5 protein-coding genes are annotated in these 4654 nt (G+C 40.9%); 3 read left to right on the plus strand and 2 right to left on the minus strand.

Annotation, left to right across the window (positions count from 1 at the left end; all coding sequences use genetic code 11):
* On the minus strand, positions 1-1029 hold a 1029-nt coding region (locus tag VF500_RS16995), incomplete at its 3' end, for a hypothetical protein (RefSeq protein ID WP_330860825.1).
* A 284-nt stretch (positions 1030-1313) separates the two neighbouring features.
* Positions 1314-2255 carry a hypothetical protein gene (locus tag VF500_RS17000; RefSeq protein WP_330860826.1) on the minus strand — a complete coding sequence of 314 codons (942 nt, stop codon included), beginning with the start codon at positions 2253-2255 and terminating at the stop codon, positions 1314-1316.
* Positions 2256-2613: 358 nt separating this feature from the next.
* Here VF500_RS17000 and VF500_RS17005 point away from each other — a divergent pair, with 358 nt between their 5' ends.
* The 3 genes from VF500_RS17005 to VF500_RS17015 are packed head-to-tail and all read left to right on the plus strand — an operon-like array spanning position 2614 to position 4593.
* The gene (locus VF500_RS17005; RefSeq protein ID WP_330860827.1) at positions 2614-3102 is read left to right on the plus strand and encodes a hypothetical protein; all 489 of its coding nucleotides are present in this window, start codon (positions 2614-2616) and stop codon (positions 3100-3102) included.
* 17 nt (positions 3103-3119) lie between these two features.
* Positions 3120-3767: a hypothetical protein gene (locus tag VF500_RS17010; protein ID WP_330860828.1), complete on the plus strand. Its 648-nt coding sequence runs from the start codon at positions 3120-3122 to the stop codon at positions 3765-3767.
* A gap of 25 nt (positions 3768-3792) precedes the next feature.
* Positions 3793-4593, plus strand: coding sequence for a sensor histidine kinase (locus tag VF500_RS17015; RefSeq protein ID WP_330860829.1), 801 nt, complete (start codon positions 3793-3795; stop codon positions 4591-4593).
* Positions 4594-4654 lie beyond the last annotated feature (61 nt).

Raw genomic sequence — 4654 nt, forward strand, 5'->3', positions numbered from 1 at the left:
CACATTATCGGTCGAGAACAAAAAGCGGTAATAAAGCGGGCTGGCTGGCGCTGTCGGCACCTTCTTGGTGGCATAGCCCCCCAGCTTCACCGACCCAAAGAAGCCATAACCGGCACCACCCGCTCCAAATTTGCTGATGAGGGTTTTACCGCTGCCGTCGATATCAGATGTAATACTGAAATTCCCTACCGAAGTAAACCATGGTGTATCGCTGGTAATAATACCGCCGCCTTTGATGCAAAGCTTTACACAGAAACAGTTATTGGCATTGTGCCTGTCGTTCTGGCGGCCGCGGGTACGGTCTTCGGCAAGCAATACGGTGCCCGACGAGCTTTCAACCCTGAAATAATAATCAGGGCCGGCGGGCCATTCTACATTAAGCCATGGCAATAAGGTTTTCCTGAAATTGTCGCCGGGGTATACAATAGTGAATTTTCCGTTGTTGTCGGTATAGGCGTTGCCCAAATAGTCGTCTTGCAGCAGGTCGACATCATAGGCAAAAACCTTAACACCGGGGATTGGCTTCTGGGTTTCACAATCGTTTACATAACCGCATACTACCCAGATATCCAACAAGGTAAGGATCCGGCAAAACCATTTGGAATCTATTTTATAATCAAATCTTGCGTATTGCGCATTTTCCTGGGTGCTTTTATACAGGGGCTGCAGCGTAGTAATATGAAATTGTAATGCCGGGCCCTTTTTAGGCAACGGAATTTTGAAAGGTACGTTGCCGCAATACCAGTCCACATCAATACTACCACCCTCGTAACCGGATTTGCCGCCGTCAATTTCGATGGTAAAATCGCCGTTCTCCTGCACATCGGCTTGGGTAATGAACAGTCTTTCTTTTGCTTTCAGTTCTTCATCGTTTACCTGGTGAAAGGTCTGTTTGGGATCGGCCACAGCAAGCCGGGTTTCGTTTTGCTGATCGGCGGGGCGATAAACTTTTACCGATGTGCCCGCAACAGGCAGTTCGCAGTCTGAACATAATAAACCGCGAAGGTTCCCTTTAATAATGTAGTTCATAAGTTTTTGATTAGTATTTGTACCGGCTTACTCTTTAAACTGGATTTTCAGCATACTCCACCGCAAGCAGGCTGATGTACAGCTCATTTGCTGGATCAAAGTTTGGGCAAAACCCGCCCACAATCAACGTTGCCACTACGCTATTATAGCCTGTAGTGGTACGCGATATAAAAACGTATCATCAACATGAACCAAACGTAGAACTACGTTTTAGGGGAATTTCTGTATAAAAAGAAAGCGCCTTTCCGGGCAGGAAAGACGCTTTGCAATCACATTTTAGGTTGTTATTGATACAGATATGTTTCGGTAAGGTGTTGCATAGCTTCCTGGAACAGGACGAAAGCAGTCTCCTCATCGTTTTGGCTTATTGCGTTAAGCGAAGAAGCAATATATTTATCGTACAGGCCTTTAAATATGGCCTCTTTGTTTTGTGTTTTATCGATAGCTTCCAGTAAGGATGCCGAAATAGTATAGTACTTTTCAACTTCTGCTCCACTAAACTTATCAGTTAATATCTTGTCGCGGAAAGTTCTTAACAGGTTAAGCTGGCTTTCGACTCCACTACCTAACATGGTTGTTGTAATTTGGGTAAGGGCGCAGGGGTCGTTTGATGTGGTAACCGCCGGGCAACCGGACGAACCAGGACATGGCATTGATTGTTCGACATACATCTTCATACCATCAGATGGCTGAATAATAAGCTTATATGGCAAGTTCTCTTCTGCCAGGTATCCGAAGTGATAAATGAAATTATCGCATGTGGTAGCATCTAAAAATTCGGTTAACCGCACCCTACCCATAAATGATCCCCTATTGATTTTGGTGTAGCTCATTTCCGGGACAAGTTTTTTGAAGTTTAATACATGATTAAACAATACCTGCCATGTTCTTTCCAACGAAATAACTTCACCTGAGTTAGTCATAAAACCTTGTTGACTAATAATAGAGTTAGGTAAACTGGCTGTGACTGTGTAATTACAAGGGATCAGCACCAACATTCTTGACGACGGATCATTGGCCTCTTCAAGGCCATTCATAAACTTGATACCGGATACGTTTTCACCACTCAAAGCAGTTTCAACAGCTGCGCGGCTAAGCATTACCGACTTAACTTCTGTAGGGAATTTTTGCTGAAAATTTTCGGTTAACTCTTGATAAAAGCTTTCGCTGATGAACTCGCCTACCTGATCAGGGCTGATCTGTGTAATTAGCATTTCTTGTTTCATAAAATCGGGTTTTAGGTTTTTGTATTATATTATAAAAAGCAATTTAATAAACAATATCCATATTTAGATATTATATTAAATATATAATTTTATATCCTGAAAAAAACAGGATAATTTAAGCACAAAAGGCATACATAAACAAGATTTTTATGCCACGTAAGATTACAGTTTCTGATACGTAAAAATACGCATAATACGCGGGTATTAAAACGCGATCCATTTGCAATTAATTAATAATCAACGACATAAAATCAGATCAAAAACCTATTGCAGCTTATGCGACCGGGGATATCATTGAAAGAGATGCTTATTAGTATTAGTTTTATGCAAACTAAATCCCTACACGCTATTATTTTTTATGGAAACACAAGAAAAAAGACCATCATCACCCATCACCGGCCAGGAAGGCGCACCAATTGAACTTGATTTAGCGGCACAATGGACAAAGAATCACAGGCATCGCAATCCAAAAGATATTATATCACAGTTCTTTGGACAAGAAATATTAAATACCATACTAAGTCAGGATGGCTGCTTAGGCATTCGTATTTATTATGCAAATGATCAAAAACTTAATGACTGGCAAAAATTCTGGGTTTCTGTAAGCAATTTCCTGCTATCTGTTATTGCCAATGTTGGCGGGCAGCAGCATTTTATAATTACGGGCGTAACAGCCGATGGCCAGGATCAACTTCCTGACAGTAATAAAGTGGCTGAGGCAACTCCTCCTGCAGGCGCCCAAGTTTTTAAACTAATGAAAGCCGAAAAACAAAATATCGTCGGTGAACAGGCCGTGCCATGTCCAGGTACCGCTGGTTGCCCACAAAACATTCTAACTCAAGACTAATTAATTACTCCAATCTCATGCTTGTAAGCGTTTTATTAATGAATATATCGGTTATTTCCGGTCTATTCCCGCTACTGGCGGCAGCGCATAACTACAAGCATTTGGATAACTTAATGAAGCTATTGGCCGCATTTTTATTGATATCTGGGCTGTTTGACTGGTCGATGTGGTTATCATATCAATTCAAGCCACATACCGGGCATCCGTTAAACACGAATCCATTACTCCACGTATATGTTATCCTAACAATAGGATTCTTTGGTTTAATGTACTATAAGCTGCTTTCAAAGTCTTTTTTAAAGAAGATAGCTATATTTCTCGCTACTATAACAATGGTAGTGGTGTTATATAACGCCAAAAATTTGTTTGATTACCCATCTGTGTCGAACACCACATCAAGCCTTCTACTAATAGTACTATCGCTTATATACTTCTACCAACTTTTAAACCCACAAACCTTTATTCATATTGAAAAACAAGGTTTATTTTGGTTTAACTCTGGCGTGCTATTTTATTCAGCAGTAAATATCTTTTTATTTATGCTTTTTAGCAGGATACCCGATAAGGATAAAGCAGATTATTACGTTATATTTAGCATAACAAATATTATTACTAACCTAATATACACCGTAGCCCTGCTTTGCAAACCACAAAAAACGTCATAAATTTAGGTTTGCATATATAATAATCATGTATAACAGCCCAATCTTACAAGTATCTGAAAATGGCCTTATCCCTGTTCTGATCATCGGGACACTTGTGGTTGTTATATTGATTATTTTTTTATTCTTCTTCGTGATCGTATATCAGCGGAGGATGTTAAAAAACCAGGCGGACTTACGTGCATTGCATGATGCCCGCCAAACAGATTTGATGAACGCCGTTTTTGAAACCCAGGAAAGTGAGCGCAGGCGCCTGGCCGAAGACCTGCACGACAGTGTTGGCCAGGTGCTTTCGGCGATCAAGCTTAACCTGCACCGGCTGGATAAAAACTGTGTGAATGAGGTAACCCAGCCCCTGCTAATGGATACCCGCAAACTGGCCGATGAATGTATCCAGGAGATCAGGAACATAATACAAAATGTACTGCCGCCTATACTTACCGACTATGGCTTGCTTGTTGCGGTTGAAGCGCTATGTACCAAAGTTGAAAACAATACCCACATTAAAGTTAAGTTCTCTAAAAACTTTGCCGATAAACGCTTCCCCAATGAAATTGAACTGGCCATGTACCGCATAGCGCAGGAACTTTTCGGCAACGCTATAAAACACTCGGAAGCCACCATTATTAACCTCAATATGGCCTTAGATTCCGGCTACCTTGTTATGGAATTTAAAGATAACGGCAAGGGTTTTAATATGGGGGATGTTAAGCAGGGTTTCGGGCTTAAAAATTTACAGAGCCGCGTGCAACTCATTAACGGTGAAATAAATACATACAGCAAACCGCTTAGCGGGGCAATCACAATCATTAAATTAAAAGTAGCATAGTTAAAATCAATAGCCTATATTTATTAATTATTTGAATTTTGAAAGCAACCAATGGGCCCAA

The organism is Mucilaginibacter sp. (genome assembly GCF_036383575.1).
GTDB lineage: Bacteria > Bacteroidota > Bacteroidia > Sphingobacteriales > Sphingobacteriaceae > Mucilaginibacter.